This window comes from Nonomuraea polychroma, assembly GCF_004011505.1.
In the GTDB taxonomy this organism is placed as follows: domain Bacteria; phylum Actinomycetota; class Actinomycetes; order Streptosporangiales; family Streptosporangiaceae; genus Nonomuraea; species Nonomuraea polychroma.
This window is the reverse complement of record NZ_SAUN01000001.1, coordinates 3,961,698-3,976,509: the sequence shown is the minus strand read 5'-3', so window position 1 is coordinate 3,976,509 and position 14,812 is coordinate 3,961,698. Positions and strand designations below refer to the sequence as shown.

General features: G+C 68.4%; 17 protein-coding genes and 4 pseudogenes. 15 read left to right on the top strand and 6 right to left on the bottom strand.

Annotation, left to right across the window (positions count from 1 at the left end; translation table 11 throughout):
- The first annotated feature begins 10 nt into the window (after positions 1–10).
- Positions 11–535 carry a LysR family transcriptional regulator substrate-binding protein gene (locus EDD27_RS18060; protein WP_206641483.1) on the top strand — a complete coding sequence of 175 codons (525 nt, stop codon included), beginning with the start codon at positions 11–13 and terminating at the stop codon, positions 533–535.
- Positions 536–548: 13 nt separating this feature from the next.
- Here the strand turns inward: EDD27_RS18060 and EDD27_RS58700 are convergent.
- Positions 549–851, bottom strand: a pseudogene (locus EDD27_RS58700) (recombinase family protein); the annotation flags it as partial.
- A 574-nt stretch (positions 852–1,425) separates the two neighbouring features.
- Here EDD27_RS58700 and EDD27_RS55545 point away from each other — a divergent pair.
- The 4 genes from EDD27_RS55545 (at position 1,426) to deoC (ending at position 4,503) form a co-directional block, all read left to right on the top strand.
- A complete protein-coding gene (locus tag EDD27_RS55545) occupies positions 1,426–1,755 on the top strand; it encodes a VOC family protein (protein WP_206641482.1) in 330 nt (109 codons plus the stop codon).
- Positions 1,756–2,439: 684 nt separating this feature from the next.
- The gene (locus EDD27_RS54320; RefSeq protein WP_164903673.1) at positions 2,440–2,817 is read left to right on the top strand and encodes a copper chaperone PCu(A)C domain-containing protein; all 378 of its coding nucleotides are present in this window, start codon (positions 2,440–2,442) and stop codon (positions 2,815–2,817) included.
- 139 nt (positions 2,818–2,956) lie between these two features.
- Complete coding sequence (locus tag EDD27_RS18040) at positions 2,957–3,712, top strand: GntR family transcriptional regulator (RefSeq protein ID WP_127933472.1); 756 nt, start codon at positions 2,957–2,959, stop codon at positions 3,710–3,712.
- A gap of 53 nt (positions 3,713–3,765) precedes the next feature.
- Positions 3,766–4,503 carry a deoxyribose-phosphate aldolase gene (gene deoC / locus EDD27_RS18035; protein WP_127933471.1) on the top strand — a complete coding sequence of 246 codons (738 nt, stop codon included), beginning with the start codon at positions 3,766–3,768 and terminating at the stop codon, positions 4,501–4,503.
- A gap of 186 nt (positions 4,504–4,689) precedes the next feature.
- Here the strand turns inward: deoC and EDD27_RS18030 are convergent, their stop codons facing one another.
- Positions 4,690–5,100 (bottom strand): hypothetical protein, encoded by a 411-nt coding sequence (locus tag EDD27_RS18030; RefSeq protein WP_127933470.1) that lies wholly within the window; start codon positions 5,098–5,100, stop codon positions 4,690–4,692.
- 57 nt (positions 5,101–5,157) lie between these two features.
- Positions 5,158–6,132: a helix-turn-helix transcriptional regulator gene (locus EDD27_RS18025; protein WP_127933469.1), complete on the bottom strand. Its 975-nt coding sequence runs from the start codon at positions 6,130–6,132 to the stop codon at positions 5,158–5,160.
- 136 nt (positions 6,133–6,268) lie between these two features.
- Between EDD27_RS18025 and EDD27_RS18020 the strand changes: the two genes are divergently transcribed.
- The 4 genes from EDD27_RS18020 (at position 6,269) to EDD27_RS18010 (ending at position 8,190) form a co-directional block, all read left to right on the top strand.
- Positions 6,269–6,664: a RidA family protein gene (locus EDD27_RS18020; RefSeq protein WP_127940766.1), complete on the top strand. Its 396-nt coding sequence runs from the start codon at positions 6,269–6,271 to the stop codon at positions 6,662–6,664.
- 68 nt (positions 6,665–6,732) lie between these two features.
- Positions 6,733–7,218 carry a DUF488 domain-containing protein gene (locus EDD27_RS18015; RefSeq protein ID WP_127933468.1) on the top strand — a complete coding sequence of 162 codons (486 nt, stop codon included), beginning with the start codon at positions 6,733–6,735 and terminating at the stop codon, positions 7,216–7,218.
- Positions 7,219–7,252: 34 nt separating this feature from the next.
- Entirely contained in the window at positions 7,253–7,399 is a 147-nt protein-coding gene (locus EDD27_RS54315; protein ID WP_164903672.1) for a hypothetical protein, read from the top strand.
- A 53-nt stretch (positions 7,400–7,452) separates the two neighbouring features.
- The gene (locus EDD27_RS18010; RefSeq protein WP_127933467.1) at positions 7,453–8,190 is read left to right on the top strand and encodes a VOC family protein; all 738 of its coding nucleotides are present in this window, start codon (positions 7,453–7,455) and stop codon (positions 8,188–8,190) included.
- A 130-nt stretch (positions 8,191–8,320) separates the two neighbouring features.
- On the opposite strand, the gene EDD27_RS18005 is transcribed toward EDD27_RS18010, so the two are convergent.
- Positions 8,321–9,079 carry a cytochrome P450 gene (locus EDD27_RS18005; protein ID WP_241564097.1) on the bottom strand — a complete coding sequence of 253 codons (759 nt, stop codon included), beginning with the start codon at positions 9,077–9,079 and terminating at the stop codon, positions 8,321–8,323.
- Positions 9,080–9,309: 230 nt separating this feature from the next.
- Here EDD27_RS18005 and EDD27_RS56595 point away from each other — a divergent pair, with 230 nt between their 5' ends.
- Both EDD27_RS56595 and EDD27_RS58695 read left to right on the top strand, forming a co-directional pair.
- Positions 9,310–9,663 carry a transposase gene (locus tag EDD27_RS56595; protein WP_241564096.1) on the top strand — a complete coding sequence of 118 codons (354 nt, stop codon included), beginning with the start codon at positions 9,310–9,312 and terminating at the stop codon, positions 9,661–9,663.
- A gap of 8 nt (positions 9,664–9,671) precedes the next feature.
- Positions 9,672–9,845 (top strand): annotated as a pseudogene (locus EDD27_RS58695) (Tn3 family transposase); the annotation flags it as partial.
- Positions 9,846–9,926: 81 nt separating this feature from the next.
- Here EDD27_RS58695 and EDD27_RS17995 read toward each other — a convergent pair.
- Together EDD27_RS17995 and EDD27_RS17990 are read right to left on the bottom strand one after the other, a co-directional pair.
- Positions 9,927–10,571, bottom strand: a complete 645-nt coding sequence (locus EDD27_RS17995) for a LuxR C-terminal-related transcriptional regulator (protein WP_127933465.1) — start codon at positions 10,569–10,571, stop codon at positions 9,927–9,929.
- Between the two features lie 12 nt (positions 10,572–10,583).
- Positions 10,584–11,840 (bottom strand): sensor histidine kinase, encoded by a 1,257-nt coding sequence (locus EDD27_RS17990; RefSeq protein WP_164903671.1) that lies wholly within the window; start codon positions 11,838–11,840, stop codon positions 10,584–10,586.
- A gap of 148 nt (positions 11,841–11,988) precedes the next feature.
- Between EDD27_RS17990 and EDD27_RS17985 the strand changes: the two genes are divergently transcribed.
- From EDD27_RS17985 to EDD27_RS57805, 4 genes and pseudogenes are all read left to right on the top strand, one after another.
- A complete protein-coding gene (locus EDD27_RS17985; RefSeq protein WP_127933463.1) occupies positions 11,989–13,458 on the top strand; it encodes an alpha/beta fold hydrolase in 1,470 nt (489 codons plus the stop codon).
- Between the two features lie 338 nt (positions 13,459–13,796).
- Positions 13,797–14,069: pseudogene (locus EDD27_RS58690) on the top strand (zinc finger domain-containing protein); the annotation flags it as partial.
- A pseudogene (locus EDD27_RS58685) lies at positions 14,003–14,158 on the top strand (recombinase family protein); the annotation flags it as partial. The pseudogenes EDD27_RS58690 and EDD27_RS58685, both read left to right, overlap by 67 nt.
- A 122-nt stretch (positions 14,159–14,280) precedes the next feature.
- On the top strand, positions 14,281–14,625 hold the full coding sequence (locus tag EDD27_RS57805; RefSeq protein WP_206641481.1) for a serine integrase family protein: 345 nt from the start codon (positions 14,281–14,283) through the stop codon (positions 14,623–14,625).
- Positions 14,626–14,812 lie beyond the last annotated feature (187 nt).

Genomic DNA, 14,812 nt, shown 5'->3' with positions numbered 1-14,812 from the left:
GCTGGGACCCGTGACCGATCTCGAACTGAGGCACCTGGCCGCGATGGCCGCTGTCGGCCTCAACGGCGACGTCGAGCATGTCAAGCTGCTCGACGATCCGTACCTGCTGGTGGCCAGGCGCGGCACCTTCTCCGAGCGTTCCGTTCCGCTGGACCAGCTCGACGGGGCACCGCTGGTGGCCTGGCCGTCGATCTGCGACCAGCCCAGGATGGAGGAGGCATTCACCCGCGCCGGTGCGAACCCGGAGATCGTCTTCCGTACGGCAGGCAACGAGACGCTGCTGTCGATGGTGCGAGCCGGGATGGGATCGGCGGTGCTGCCATGGCTCGCCATCCACGCTGCCGACGCCGAGTCCGACGACCGGCTCCGCGTCCACGAGCTGCGACCGGCCATTCCCCCACGCGAGGTCTTCCTGCACTGGCGGGCCGGCCGTACCCACTCTCCCTTGGCAGCCCGAGCGATCCAGATCGCCATCGAAGTTGCGTCCGACCTGGCCGACGAGCTGGCCCTGGAGTACTCCGGTCCGACGACGTAAGCAGGGTAGCGCGGCACTCGATGAGGTTGTACAGGGAGCGGCCGGGCTGATCGAGTTTGGTGACCAGGAGTTGGTCGCCCTCGCGGGCGATGTGGAGGGCCTTGTCGAGTTCGGGTCGGCGGGCGAGCTTGCCGCTGGCCTTGTCGGTGAAGATCTTCTCGCAGCCGGCCGCGCGGAGGGCGTCTTGCTGGGCTTCGGGATGCTGATCCCGGGTCGATATGCGCGCTTCCCGATTGTAGGTTCGTACACGGGTTGCGTTACAGACCGGACCTGTGGCAACACAATGTTGATCTTTGTGTATCCGACCTGAAAACACGGGGAGTTCGCTGGAGTCCAGGCATCATGCCCAGGAGGGATCACGGATGGGTTGTCTGATCGAGCTCGTCGGCAAGTATGGTTACGTAGGCGAGTAACGACAGCGGCTGTCGGTCAGTTGCGACAGCGATCGTTCAGCGCGGGAAAACGATGTCGGTGAGAAGAAGCAGCGCTCTTGGGCTCGCGGTGGGACGATGAGTGTGCTCCGCAGGGTGAGGGGGGCGCTGGGCCGGCCTGGACATCGGCAGCGGTCCGGACCGGGCCAAGCCGGCCGCTATAGAGACGGTCCAACCAACGAGCTGGACCCGGCAGGGCGTCCCTGGGCCGCTATTGCGGCAGGAAACTGACCGCAATTATCTCTAGCCTCGCGGCATGGAGATGACTAAGCAAGGTCCCGAACCCCGGGGTGAGAACACCGTTAACGGATTCGTTGTCGTTGACGGAGCCGCGCCTTTCATCGACTTCCTCGTCGCTGTCTTTGATGCGAATGAGCGGGGGGAAGCCCGCACCCCTGACTTCTACGCCGGAGACGGAACGCTGATCCACGCCGAAGTCAAATCGGCAACTCGTTGCTCATGGTCGCTGACCGTAAGGCCGGCTGGCCGTTCACCCCGGCCCTGACCCAGGTGTACGTCGCCGACCCCGAGGAGACGATGCGCAGAGCGGTCGAACGCGGTGCGACCGTCGTCACTCCGGTGTCTCCCTTCTACGGCGGGTACGGCATCGCCCGGTTCCTCGACCCTTGGCACAACCTGTGGTGGCTGTTCTTTCCGGCGGCGGAAACCAATCCGGCGGCCGGGGAAGAGTCGGGCTGGGAGGAATCCGCTGAACCCGGCACTGTATACACGACGCTGCTCGAGACGATGGTCACGCTGGCCGACCCCGGTGCTGGTGGCACCGGATAACCTGACCGGCATGTGGGATCTTCTGCTGCGGGGCGGGCCGACTCCGAAGGAACTTCCCACCCACCGCCCAGCTGGCCAACGACAGACGGTGGTCATGGTCTGTGACCTTTGTCGAGCCCAGGGGTGAGGCGAAGACGCTCACGCACGAAATTGAACCGCGCCGGGTTTCATGGAGGCCGAGGAGTGCCCCGGGTTTGATGGAGTGAACCGCGCCGGGTTTCATGGAGGCCCATGAAACCCGGCGCGGTTCAGAGTTCAAGACGCGGGTCTCAACGGCGGTGTGGTGGGGGATGGCGGAATTGGTCAACATGTCCGCGCCGTAGGTGGGTACATCGCGCATGCGGTTAACCCTCTGCAGGCGGCGCTCGCGATTGCGGGCCCGAGTGCGGCCCTTGGATGCAGCCTTCGCGGCGCACGGTTCGTTCCGCGCCTACCGCGCCGGCCGGAACACGGCACGGACCTCACCACGGCCTGGCCAGAGTAGCCCCGCAGATCACATGGAAGCGCGATATGAGGACAACACATCGGGACGCGGGAGCTGGCGCATGGCGAACATCGCTTCGGTTCTTCTTGTCGGTCTGGCTGCTGGCGACGCTTCTAGCCTGTAACCCTGCTCAACGGGAGTCCCCCCTGCCGCAATCCACCCGGAATCGGGAGGGCCTGGTCGATGGGCAGGTCGGTGCTATGCGGCTGTTGCATGTCCACATCCTGGCTCCGCCGATGGACCAGCAGAAGTCCGGCGACGACCTGGGCCTTTACCTGACCCTGGTCAACAACAGCGACAGACCTCAGGAACTGGACGGCGTCAGCACCGTACACGCCGAAAGGGTCGAATATCGCGCAAGTCCGTCCGCCCCCGGGCAAGCCGTCAACGTGACGATTCCTGCTCGCGGCACCCTCTCCCTTCAACAGGGGCAGAATCGTCCGCACCTGGAACTCATCAACATCCACCGCCCGCTCGGGGCCACCCCGATTGACGTCACGTTCCGCTTCACGACCGGCACGACAACCTTGCGCATTCCGGTGCTGCCGCTCGGATCGCCCGCGCCTGGCCACAGCTAAGCCCCGGCAGCAACGCGGCTAACACTGGATCCTGTTCCACATCACTCTGACCCCCGAGTACGGCCTGGCTCATGCTCGCCCTTCTTCTCAATCGACCCAGCCCTATAGCTGTATATACAGCTAGTGCTATGGTCGAGGTGTGAACGCGACAGGCAAGCGGCCCGAGGACTTCGCGCCCCGCTACTTCGTCATCGAGCAGGCGCTGCGCGAGCGTGTGGCCGCCGCGAGGCCGGGCGACGCGCTGCCCTCGGAGAGTGAGTTGAGCGAGGAGTTCGCCGTCAGCAGGATGACCGCCCGCGCGGCAGTGCAGCGCCTGGTCGCCGACGGCCTGGTGGTCCGGCACCCGGGCAGGGGCACCTTCGTGGCCCCGCCGCCGGGCAGCCGCCGCGCCGAGAGCTTGGTGCGCTTCAGCGAGGAGATCCGCCGACGCGGGCAGCGGCCGTCCTCCCAGCTGTTGTCGGCCACCACCCGCGCCGCCACCCCGCAGGAGGCCGACCGGCTGCGGCTGGGAAAACGCGGACGGGTGATCGCGGTGGAGCGTGTCCGACAGGCCGACGACCTGCCGATCGCCCTCGAACGGGCGGTCTTTCCCGGCAGCCTCCGCAGGCTGCTGGAGGCCGATCTTGAGCAAGGCTCCCTGCACGCTGCCCTGATCGCGCTCGGGCGCACCCCGGCGCGCGGCCACGCCCGCATCGGCGCAGCCGTCGCGGGGGAGCGCGAGGCCGGCGTACTCGCCGTGGACCCCGGCGCGCCGCTGCTGGTCGAGCACCGCCTGATCGTCGACCAGAACGACGAGCCGCTGGAGCTCACCGACTCCCTGTACGTCGCCGCCCGATACGGCCTCGACGTCGCCTTCACCGTCGAGTCCTCGCCGATGGACACCCGCCGCCCGTGAACCGTCACCCCCGCATATCCCTCGCCGAACCCCCTCACGAAGGAGCCGTGCTCGTGGCCTCCACCGTCGCCGACGTCGCCAAAATGATCGACCACTCCCTGCTCCGTCCGGAACTGACCAACGAGGACGTCCGCGCGGGATGCGACCTCGCCGCCCGATACGCCGTCGCCTCGGTCTGCGTCAAACCGTGTGACGTGGCGTTGGCCGCCACGCGGCTCGACGGGACCGGCGTGTCGACCGGCACCGTGATCGGGTTCCCGCACGGCTCCTCGTCCGCCCGCATCAAGGCCGCCGAAGCCCGCACCGCCGTGTCCGACGGCGCCCGCGAGCTGGACATGGTGCTCAACATCGGGCGCCTGCGCGGCGGTGACGACGAGGCCGTGCTCGACGACATCCGCGCGGTCGTGGAAGCGGCCCCCGGCACCGTGGTGAAGGTCATCTTCGAGAACGCCTACCTCAGCGATGCCGAGAAGATCCGCGCCTGCCGCCTGAGCGAGCAGGCCGGTGTCGCCTACGTCAAAACCTCCACCGGTTTCGCCCCTGGCGGCGCCACCCTGGCCGACATCCGCCTCATGCGCGCCAACGTCTCCGAGCGGGTGAAGGTCAAGGCCGCCGGCGGCGTACGGACCCTGGACGTGTTGCTGGAGATGAGCGCGGCGGGCGCCGCCCGGTTCGGAGCCACCGCCACCGCGGCGATCCTGGACGATCTGAGCGGAAGACTCGCGCGCACGGGGGTGGCCACCGTGCGCGGCGACCTCAGCACCGACCGCAGGATGGGTCCGGACCGATGACGGCACCGAGCGCGAGTTCGGGGTTGGGGAACCTGGTGTTGGGCGGGATCCCGCCCATCATCATCTTCCGTGCGTCCGCTCAGGCGGTCAGCAGGGGAAGCACCTCGAAGACGTGGTCCTGCCACAGGTGGCGTGAGGTCTCCTCGGGTTACGCCGTGACCGACAGGGGCGCGTCGAAGACCCGGGTCAGGCGCTGCTGGGAGTCGTACGCGGGCCAGCCCCCGGCGTGCCCGAGGTGGCGAAGGATGTCCAGGCCGTGCGGATCTGACAGGTCAGGTCTTGGGCCTCGGCAGTGGGCTCGGGACCGATGGCCGGCGGGCCCAGCTGGGCGTCGTAGGTGCCGAACAGCAGCGGGCCGTCCAGGCCGTGGCAGGCGCGCATCACTCCGCCGTTGCCGGGGGACTGCCAGGTCAGCTCGTACAGGTGCGCCTGCCCGCCCCCGGCGACCTGGGCCTCGGCCAGGTGCAGCGCCTCCGCCGCCTGCTCCTCAGTGAACTTGCCGAGTTGTCCGGAGAAGAGGAGGAACGTGCGCCACTCGTCGCGGTTGTGACCCACGATCAGCTCCACGTCGCGTCCCGCGCCGGCCGCGCTTGGCACCTACCAGTATGGAGCAGTCCGAATCGGTCGGCGGCGGCCCGCAGAAGGCGACAGCTCTCAGGATGACACTGCGTAGCGGGTGGCGATCGCGGCGGCGCGGTTGCGCAGGGAGTCGCGCAACCACTGCGGGGCCAGGGCTTCCGCGTTCGTGGTGAGCTGCCACAGCGCCCATTCGGCGTGTCTCGGATCTTGGAAGGTCACCTCCAGCCGCAGCCAGCCGTCTGAGTCGGCTTCTTCGGCGCGGACGGCCAGCGCGGTGCCCACCAGGTCCTCTCGCCGCGCCGGGTCCACCCGTACCAGCACGGTGACTTGGTCGCCGCCGGTCCGAAACCGGGTGCTGCGTTCCTGCCAGGCCCGGTCCAGATCGACCCGGTCTGGTCGCTGCGCGGGTTCGGCGAGTTCCTTGGCGGCCGAGATCCGGGACAGCCGGTAGGTGCGGTCCGCGCCAGACCTCGTGGCCAGCAAGTAGCCCCGGTCGCGTACGGTGACCAGGCCGATCGGGTCCACCGTGCGCCACTGCGGGGTCTGGTCCACAGCCGCGTAGTGGATCTGCAGCTTGTGTCCGGTGAACACCGCGCGCAGGACCTCGGCCACTATGGCGTCAGGCACCTCCTCATCGACCAGCCGACGCGAGAGGAGGTCGGTCTCCGGGTCGATGAGCAATCGCTCGGCCGCGCCGGCCGCGGTGTCCCGATAGCTTTCGGGTAGCGCGTCAACCACCTTGAGCATCGCCGAAGCGAGCGCCGAGCCGAGGCCGAATGCCTGCGCGCCGCGCCGCGATCCGGCGACCAGCAGGGCAAGGGCCTCGTCGGGGTTCAGTCCGGTGAGCTCGGTCCGGAAACCGGGCAACAACGCGAACCCGCCGTGCCGGCCGCGTTCGGCGTAGACCGGGACGCCGGCCGCGGACAGCGCCTCGATGTCGCGCAGCACGGTGCGGGTGGATACCTCCAGCTCGCGCGCCAGCGCGGTCGCCGACAGCCGACCGTGCTGCCGCAGCAGCAGCACCAGCGAGACCAACCGGTCGGCGCGCACACGAGAACTTTAGCGAAATACACGACACAGGATGTCGTGATTTGTTGGGAGGCTCATCAACGCGACCAAAAAGATGGCGGCTACCGAGCCGATCGACGTACGTAATGTCGACGAATCGAATGGAGCAAATGTGGCAATGGAGCGAACGGCGGTCAACCCGTGGGCGTGGTCGGTGGAGATGGGGTACAATCAGGGTGAGATCGTCTCCGGGCACACCCGGACCCTGTACTGCGCCGGGCAGACCGCGATGAGCGGCGACGGCAAGCCCCAGCATGCCGATGACATGGCTGCGCAGTTGGCGCTGAGCCTCGACAACCTGGAGGCCGTGCTCGGGGAGGCCGACATGTCCCTCGCGAACCTCGTCCGGCTCAACGTCTACACCACCGACGTCGATCGGCTCTTCGAGCACTACGGCGTGCTGGCGTCGCGGTTGGGCGCCGCCGGGGTGGCACCGTCCACCACGATGCTCGGCGTGACACGGCTGGCGATCCCCGACCTGATGGTCGAGCTTGAGGGGACCGCCGTCGCGTGATGCGATCTCGCCGCCTCCGGCAGGGCTGCCGGAGGCGGCACGAGTAGGAGGCAGGTGGGTGATTTCCGGTGCTCAGGTTGGTGACAATCGGCGTCTATGGCTTCGGCGGCGAGTCCTTCCTGCAACGACTGCGGCACGCGGACGTTCGTCTGCTGCTCGACGTACGCCAGCGCCGCGGTGTCCGCGGACCCGAGTACGCCTGGGCGAACTCACGCCGGCTGCAGGCGGCCCTCGCCCATGCCGGGATCGCCTACGAGCACCACCGTGAGCTCGCCCCAACAACCGAGTTACGCCAGCTCCAGTACGCCGAGGATGACCGCCAAGGGGTCGGCAAGCGCTCGCGCCGCGAACTCGCTGCCGAGTACACCCGCCGCTACACCACCGAGATCCTCGACCGCGCCGACCTCACGCCGATCGTGGCGGCGCTGCCGAGCAGCGGGACCGCAGCGCTGCTCTGTGTCGAGCGCGACCCTGAGGCCTGCCACCGCTCGTTGATCGGCCGGCGGCTGACCGAGCAGCACCACGTCACGATCGAGCACCTGCGCCCGTTGTGACGCGTGAATTCCTCAGGCCTGTCCGCTACGGAGCATGGGCGATCTTCGCCGGGATGTCGCGGGCAAGACCCTCCACCTGCTCGGTATCTTCGACCCGATCGACGACACCTACCGCCTCCGCACCCGCCCAAGCCTTCGGCCGCGCGGCGAAGTCCCCGACCCGCCCGTTACCGCCAGTTGAGCCGAAGGCGCGTGGTTCATCCTGGTTTATCTGTTGGGCATAGGGTTGGCGGCATGGCGCTGCGACTTGTTCAAGTGAATTTCAAGGCTCGGGATGACTCGGCGCTCGGCCGGTTTTGGGCGGAGGCGCTTGGTTGGGGTGTGTCCAGCGAGGGACCCGGCGTGACCAACCTCGAGCCCGAGGGCTTCGTCTGGCCGGACCCCGCCGGCTTCTACATCGATGTCGTCACCGTCCCGGACCCCGAAACGGTGAAGTACCGCGTGCACATCGATCTCGCCACCACCTCTGCGGCCCATCAGACGGAGTTGGTCGCGCGCCTGAAGGAGCTCGGTGCGACGCCCGCCGATGTGGGCCAGGGTGACGTGCCATGGACGGTTCTGGCCGACCCGGAGGGCAACGTGTTCCGCGTGCTGGAGCCTCGGGAGGTCTACCGCGATACCGGGCCGATCGCCGCGGTGGTGGTCGACTGCGCGGACCCGCGGGCCATGGCGCGGTTCTGGGGCGAGGCGGTGGACTGGACCCTGCACGAGGTTACCGACGATCATGCGCGGCTGCGGTCCGCCCAGGGTGTCGGGCCGTATCTTGAGTTCCTCCGCACGCCTGACGTGAAGCCCGTGTGGAACCGGGTCCATATCGACCTGCTGCCGTACCCCGTTGACGATCAAGCGGCGGAGGTGGCCCGGCTGCAGTCCCTCGGTGCGACGCTCGCCGATGTGGGCCAGGGCGACGTCCCGTGGGTCGTCCTCGCCGACCCGGAGGGCAACGAGTTCTGCGTCCTCGGCCGGGCCTGACGCGGAGCCTCCCCCGCCTGCGTGCCGGACAGCGGCAAGCCGCTCAACGTAGTACTTGATTTCCAGACGGTGAGAGCGTGGCGATGAGTTGCGGGAAGTGTCAGCTCTCAGCGACCACCCGCTCACCAGGTCACCAGGTCACCCGCAGCGTGCAGGCCGGGGAAGCGCCGCAGTGGGGCCGGGAGGGCGCCAGCGGCGCCCCCACGCAGTGGTGCACGCCGTGGCCGGAGGCGACGTGGCCGGCGGCTCCCCGGGTGATGTCGAGGGTGTCGGGATTGTCGATGAAAGCGGGGTCGCGGCTGGCGGCGGGCAGGGAGGAGATCACGAGGGGGCCTGCGGGGATGGCCTGTCCGGCGATCTCCGCATCCGTCGTGGTGGTGCGCGGCGGCAGTGAGTGCACGATGGACAGCCAGCGCAGCAGTTCCTCAATGGCGGGCTCGACCTGTGCCGGATCGTCGCGGATCATGGCGAGCTGGTCTGGGTGCCGCAGCAGGGCCAGGGTTCCCAGGGCGAGCATGTTCGAGGTGGTCTCGTGCCGGGCCAGCAGCGGCAGTCCGGCGATGCCGATGAGCTCGTCGGTGCTGAGGTCGTTGCCGTGTTCGCGTACCAGCATGCCCACCATGTCCTCGCCCGGGTCGGCCTGCGCGCGGGCGACCAGGCCGGCCATGTAGGCCCGGTCCTCGCGCCGCGCCGAGAGCTGCTCCTCCAGCGGCAGCGAGGTGTCCAGCAGGCGAGCGGACCGGTCCTGGAACTCGGCGCGGTCGGCGTACGGCACACCCAGCAGTTCGCAGATCCCCAGCGACGGCACCGGCAGCGCGAAGTGCGCCACCAGGTCGGCAGGCTTGCCGGCCCGCTCCAGATCGTCCAGAGCCGCCTCGAGCCCGCGCATCCGGCGCATCGTGAGCTCCGGGGTGAGCATCCGGCGCAGCCGCGTGTGCTCCGGCGGATCGAGATCGGTGCCGTAGAAGGCGCCCCAGGTGCGCTTGGTCGGGGTCCCAGTAGCAATGCAGAAATTTTCAACGAAGTAGCCTCTGACCTGCGATAACGGAGGAGGCTGACCGCCTGTGGCGGGTTGATGATCACTGCCGCTACGTTCGTCCCGGTTTCGAGCTGGCCCCGATGCTGCCGTTCGCGCCGATCGCCTCGCTGCTGATCGAGCTGGACGCGCGCACGCACTTCCTGGACTGCTTCACCCACGCCGGCTGGCGCAAGCTGACCAAGACGGCCGAGACCAAGCGCAACATCCTCGCCGTGCTCATCGCGATGGCCACGAACCTGGGCCTGGCCCGGATGTCGGAGGCCTCCGGGGTGTCCTACGACGTGCTGGTCTGGACGATGGAGTGGTATGTGCGGGAGGAGACGCTGCGCGAGGCCAACACCGATATCGTCGACCACCACTGCCAGCTGGGACTGGCCAAGGTGTTCGGCGGCGGCACCATTTTGTGCTGTTCGACCTGGTGGGCAAGGCACTGACCCCGCGGATGCGGGACCTGACCCGGGTCACCTTGGTCCGTGACGACACCCCGACCGAGATCGCCAAACGCTATCCGCACGCCGGGCCGCTGCTGGGCGCGCGCTGGAATGAGGACCTCATCGCCGGCTGCTGGCCGGATCTGCTGCGCATGGCCGGATCGCTGAAGTACGGCCAGGCCACCGCCTCGCTGATCGTCGGCAAGTGGTCGGCCGCCTCCCGGCAGAACATCCTGGCCGCCGCGCGGAAGCGCGGATGGGGATGGTCAGGCCTGCAGGTAGTGCAGGACGGCGAGTACCCGGCGGTGGTCGTTGTCCGACGGAGACAGGCCGAGCTTGGTGAAGATCTGCGTCACGTGCTTCTCCACCGAGCCGTACGACAGGAACAGCGCGGCGGCGATGGAGTTGTTGGAACGCCCCTCCGCCATCATGGCCAGCACCTCGCGTTCCCTCGGGGTGAGCGTGCCCAGGGTCTCCGCGCGGCGGCTGGCGCCCATGATCTGGGTGACGACCTCGGGATCGAGGACGGTCTGCCCGACCGCGATCTGGTCGAGCGCGGCCAGGAAGTCCTTGACGTCGGCGACGCGCTCCTTCAGCAGGTATCCCACGCCATGGGCGCCGCCGGCGAGCAACTGGGTCGCGTAACGCGTCTCGATGTACTGGGAGAACACCAGCACGCCCACCTCTGGGTGATCACGGCGAATCTGGATCGCGGCTCGCAGGCCCTCGTCGGTGTGGGTAGGCGGCATGCGTACGTCGACCACGGCGATGTCGGGACCGTGTTCCGCCACGGCGGCCAGGAGCGCGTCGCCATCGCCCACGGCGGCCACCACCTCGTGGTCGCGGGAGGTGAGCAGCATGCACAGGCCCTCCCGGAGCATCACGGCGTCCTCGGCGATCACGATGCGCATGCACTGCTCCGTTCAGATGTGCAGGGGGAGTTCGACTGTGATCACCGTAGGTCCTCCGGCCGGGCTGTGAATGTCGATCATGCCGTCCAACGTCTGGACCCGGGCGGCCAGTCCGCGTAATCCGGATCCGGTGCCGATCGCCGCGCCGCCGGTGCCGTCGTCGCGCACCCGGAGGGTCAGCAGTCCATCACGCACCTGTACCTCGATGGCGGCGTGCCTGGCGCCGCTGTGCTTGACCACGTTGGCGAGCAGTTCCGTCGTGCAGAAGTAGGCGATGGCCTCGATGGCCGGAGCCGGTCGCTCGGGCAGGTCGGCTTCGAACCGGGCGGGGATCGGGCTCCGTCCGGTGAGCGTGGCCAGGGCGACCTCCAGCCCTTGGTCGAGTGCCGGCGGGTGGATGCCGCGGATCAGGTCACGCAGCTCCGCCACGGTCTCCTTGGCGCTGCGGTGCGCGCTGTCGACGAGGACGCGGGCGCGCTGGAGCCGTTCGGGCTGGTCGGCCTGCTCGAGCTCGTCCTGGGCCATGCCCAGGCTCATGGCCAGCGTCACCAGCCGTGCCGCCGTCCCGTCGTGCAGGTCTCGCTCGATCCGGCGGAGCCTGGCGATCGCGTCCTCTGCGGCCAGCGCCCGTGCCTGCTCCAGTCGGCGGATCCGGGTGTCGCCCGGCGCGGGCCCGAGCAGCGTACGGGCGAGCATGCGCTCGGGGGCCAGAGCGAGGTGGACGCCCCACGGGGCGAGGAGCAGCAGCGCCAGTCCGGCCGCGCTCACCAGCGCCGCAACCGGCCAGCCGGGGGGAGACAGGTGCGCCAAGGCGGAGAACTGCGCCCACAGGGGGCAGCCGAGCAGGAGCAGGCCGCCTCCCCACAACGCGGCGGCGGCCGCACAGGCGACCACGGCCACCGGCAGCCGGAGCAGGCTGTGGATGACGGCGCGCCATCCCGTCACGTCACCGAGCGCCGCGCCGAGCCGGTTCAGCAGGCCCGGCCCGGCACAGAACGGGCCGGGATCGGGCACCCGCACCCCGGCCCACGCTCGTGCCAGCCGTCGATTGGCCGTGCCGAGCCCTCTGGCCGCCATCACGCTCAGGGCCAGCATCGGCACTCCGACGAGATTCGCCGTCAGCATGACGCTCAGCAGCACGAGAACGAGATGGACCAGGCCGGCTCCCACCATGAACGGCAACATCAGCGCGTAAGCGAGCTCACGCTGCGACCGCTCCCGCACCGGAGTAGTGATCAGCACACGCCACCTCTCTGCTTGCCTGTCCACGCTCCTCCTCGCCAGACGCCGCACGCCGTCCAGCCTGACGGACACGCTCGCGCGAGAACAGCCGGACAGCCCGTGGGGGACATCCCGAAACCAAAACGGAGGACGTCCCGGTGGTGGCCATCCGGTCGGTGTCACCAGAGTGATCACCATGACGACAACCAAGCAGCGGCGCAGGCGCGCGAGGACCAGAGGGCTGGTCATCGGTGTAACGGTGGCGGCGCTGGCGGGAATGACCCCGGGGGCCTCCGCCGCTCGGGATGCGCAGCCGACCTGGCGGGACTGCGTCGGCCAGGGCATACCGGCGGGCATGCAGTGCGCTGAGATCGAGGTGCCGGTGGACTGGGCCAAGCCGGACGAGTCGAAGGTCAAACTGGACCTGGCCCGGCTGCCCGCCACCGAGTCTGCGCACCGGATCGGCAGCGTGCTGGGGGTTCCCGGCGGTCCCGGGGCCAACGGGATCGACGACCTGAAGCGCGCTGCGACCGACCTCACCGAACTGCGGCGCAGGTTCGACCTCGTCGCCTACAAGCCGCGCACCACCGTGTGGCGTGATCAGATGCCCCCATCTTGCATGCAGCCTGGAACGTCACTGTTCGAGCCACAGGGGCAGAAGCAGTACAAGGCCTTGGCCGCGGCGATGACCAAGGCCCTCAAAGAGTGCCAGAACGCGGACAAGACCGGCCTGTTCGCCCACATGGACTCTCTGTCGGTGGCCAGAGACATGGACGCGGTTCGCGAGGCTCTGGGCGAGGAACGGCTGAGCTTCATGGCCAACTCCTACGGAGGGGTGCCCGCCGCCGCCTATGCCCGGCTGTTCCCGCAGCGCATCCGAGCCATGTACCTCGACGGGACGATCAACCAGGTCGACGGCTGGCGCGACCAGACGCTGCGGACTCTGCCCGTCCTGGAACGGGTCTTCACCAGATTCACCACCTGGTGTGCGGACACCCCCGCCTGCGCGTTGCACGGACAGGACGCCGGGGCGGTCTGGCGCAAGCTCATTCGAGACGCCGATCGCAGGCCGATCCCGGTCACGTCGTCCGAGTTCGGCAAGGGCGAGCTGACCGGATGGCATCTGAGGAGTTTCGGCTTCATCGGCGACCCCGGACCGAACAACTCGCGGTGGCTGGCCTTCGCCGAGGCGGTCAACAAGGCCCGGGGCGGGGACGGGTCCGGTTTCGCCGATTTCGCTCTCGGCAACGCGCGGATCTGGGCCGCGCCCGGAGCGCTGGCGATGACGTGCGCAGATGACCGTGGCTACAGCAGCTACGCGCAGCTGCGGAAGTTCCGCCGTCAGGCGGAGAAGATCTCGCCGAACTTCGGGGGAGCGTCATTCGACGCGCTCGGATGCACCGGTTGGCCGCTACCGGTCGCCAACCCTTCCCGCCCCCTGCTGACTCGTGGCCTGCCGCCATTCCTGGGAGTCGGCAGCACGTGGGGCGACTACGCATGGACCGAGAGCTTCACCAGGATGATCCCGGGATCAGTGACCGTCGGCTACGACGGGCCCGGCCATGTCATGTACCTGTCGGGCAAGACGTGCCCTATCCAACACGCCACCACGTACCTGACCGACCTGAGGCTGCCCAAGCCGGGTACCACCTGCCCTGCCGAATGACAGCCATATCGATTGGAATCGGCTGCCCGATCAGCACCACCGCGAGACCATGAGGAGGCACGCAGGTTGATCGGGTGACGCAAACAGCTCTCACAAACGAGCGATTCCGATAGAAGATCATCAACGTGCGTCTCAGGGGATGGCCGGAGGTCTCGAATCCTTCTCACAACTCGTTCTCACTCAAGTTCCCGATCGAGGCGGTTCTGAGAAATGTTTGTGAGAGGATTCGGGGCACGGTCGACCTCTCCCAGCCCCGAATGAGCGCCGTATCCGCCGCCGATTCCGGTACTGCCGACGACGTCACCTGTGACGCCGATGAGGTCTAACGTCACCCCTGTCCGCGATGCCACGTCCAGCCCGGATCGCCCTGCCGGTCACGGTCCGGCGCCGTCGCCGGCACCTACCACACCGGCCGCTTCACCAAGGCCCCCGGCAGGCCAAACGGCTGCGCGTCCAAACTCCCGCCGACCACGGACCAGGCCAGCCCTGACGGCCCGGCACCCCGCCGCCCGCCCCCATCGACCCCGATCGGCCCTCGGCCGACATCCGCATCGGCTACGCGCGCTGCTCCTCCCTCATCCAGGAACTTCAGTCACAGCTGGACGCCCTGACCGCGCACGGCATCAGCCGCGACAAGATCTTCAGCGAGAAGATCTCCAACCGCCTCAAGGTCCGCCCCGCGTTCGAGAAGGCCCTGGCCACCGCCCGGCAGATCAAGGCCCACGCTCCGCACTGCCGCGTCATCCTCACCGTGTACGGCCTGGTCCTGGAAATGCTCGCCGCCCCCTCGCCGGAATCTACGACCCGGCCGGGCCCGGCCGCATGCTTTTCGCGTTCTTCGCCGCCATGGCCGAGACCGAGCGAGAAGCGATCCGCGAGGCGACGCTGGAAGGCCTGGACGCCGCAGCCCGCAAGGGCAACCACGGCGGCCGTCCCACCGTCATCACCGACGACATGATCCACACCATCCTACGGCGCCGCGCGGCCGGCGAACCCGTCGAAAAGATCCGCAAGGACCTGATCATCCCTACTGGCAAGCGCAAAGGTCACAACCCCTCCCTCGCCAGCATCTACCGCGCCCTTGCAGAACACGAGAAGGCCCAGCGCCACCCCAACGCTGTCGAACAGGCCCGCGCCGAGTACGCCGCCTTCCACAAAGGGCTCTAACCTCGCTGACCCGCGGATCAGCCGTCAGCACCAACAACCACGACGAAGTTCTCCTACCTCGGCGCGGAACACCACGTCACTGCAGGTCAGAGGCAGGTTCGTTGGATTTTGCTCCATTGCTACCGGGACCCCTGCTCGTGTGGACAGCGGCCCGAGCGTTGATCTGCTGCTCGCTCCACGGCTTGAC

What these genes read in the sequence shown, in the direction of transcription:
- EDD27_RS55545 (WP_206641482.1), top strand. Translation starts at nt 1,426, where the DNA reads ATGGTCGCTGACCGTAAGGCCGGCTGGCCGTTCACCCCGGCCCTGACC.
- EDD27_RS54320 (WP_164903673.1), top strand. Translation starts at nt 2,440, where the DNA reads ATGCGGCTGTTGCATGTCCACATCCTGGCTCCGCCGATGGACCAGCAG.
- EDD27_RS18020 (WP_127940766.1), top strand. Translation starts at nt 6,269, where the DNA reads ATGGAGCGAACGGCGGTCAACCCGTGGGCGTGGTCGGTGGAGATGGGG.
- EDD27_RS54315 (WP_164903672.1), top strand. Translation starts at nt 7,253, where the DNA reads ATGGGCGATCTTCGCCGGGATGTCGCGGGCAAGACCCTCCACCTGCTC.
- EDD27_RS18010 (WP_127933467.1), top strand. Translation starts at nt 7,453, where the DNA reads ATGGCGCTGCGACTTGTTCAAGTGAATTTCAAGGCTCGGGATGACTCG.
- EDD27_RS18005 (WP_241564097.1), bottom strand. Translation starts at nt 9,079, where the DNA reads ATGCGCGGGCTCGAGGCGGCTCTGGACGATCTGGAGCGGGCCGGCAAG.
- EDD27_RS56595 (WP_241564096.1), top strand. Translation starts at nt 9,310, where the DNA reads ATGCTGCCGTTCGCGCCGATCGCCTCGCTGCTGATCGAGCTGGACGCG.
- EDD27_RS17995 (WP_127933465.1), bottom strand. Translation starts at nt 10,571, where the DNA reads ATGCGCATCGTGATCGCCGAGGACGCCGTGATGCTCCGGGAGGGCCTG.
- EDD27_RS17985 (WP_127933463.1), top strand. Translation starts at nt 11,989, where the DNA reads ATGACGACAACCAAGCAGCGGCGCAGGCGCGCGAGGACCAGAGGGCTG.
- EDD27_RS57805 (WP_206641481.1), top strand. Translation starts at nt 14,281, where the DNA reads ATGCTTTTCGCGTTCTTCGCCGCCATGGCCGAGACCGAGCGAGAAGCG.